This is a genomic window from Actinomadura logoneensis (assembly GCF_003428695.1).
Taxonomy (GTDB): Bacteria; Actinomycetota; Actinomycetes; order Streptosporangiales; family Streptosporangiaceae; genus Spirillospora; species Spirillospora logoneensis.
The window spans coordinates 1-626 of sequence record NZ_QURH01000043.1 but is presented as its reverse complement, the minus strand read 5'-3'; the positions used below and the strand labels follow the sequence as shown (position 1 = coordinate 626).

The window sequence follows — 626 nt, the reverse complement described above, 5'->3', positions numbered from 1 at the left end:
GGCGGCGCGCAGGCGCGGCTGGCCGCGGCCCGCGCCCGCCCGGTGCCCGGCCAGGCCGGTCCCACCCAGGCAGAGATCAACGCCGCCCGCATCGCCGAGGCCCGCAGGGCGGCCCGTTCCCGTAGTCGAGGAGGTTCCCCGAGGTGATCGCGTTCGTCAGCGGCAAGGTCGCCGCCGCCGGGCCGGACGGCGCCGTGATCGACGTGCACGGCGTCGGGATGGCGGTGCAGTGCACCCCGGCGACGATCGCCGGGCTCAGGGTCGGCGAGGACGCGCACGTGCGACGATCGCCGGGCTCAGGGTCGGCGAGGACGCGCACGTGCCGACGTCGCTGGTCGTCCGGGAGGACTCGCTGACCCTGTTCGGGTTCGCCGACGACGACGAGCGGCAGATCTTCGAGCTGCTGCAGACCGCCAGCGGCGTCGGGCCGCGGCTGGCGCTGGCGATGCTGGCCGTCCACACCCCGGACCGGCTGCGCCTGGCGGTCGCCCAGGAGGACGTGGCCGCGCTGACCAAGGTGCCGGGCATCGGCAAGAAGGGCGCGCAGCGGATCGTGCTGGAGCTGAAGGACCGGCTCGGCGCCCCGGTGGGCGCGCCGGACGCGCCCGGCCGCCGCCCCGGCGCGG

The 626-nt window shown here is 77.3% G+C and carries 1 pseudogene; it reads left to right on the top strand.

Annotated features, from left to right (window positions below):
* Positions 1-143 precede the first annotated feature (143 nt).
* Positions 144-626 (top strand): annotated as a pseudogene (gene ruvA, locus DZF91_RS02505) (Holliday junction branch migration protein RuvA); the annotation flags it as partial.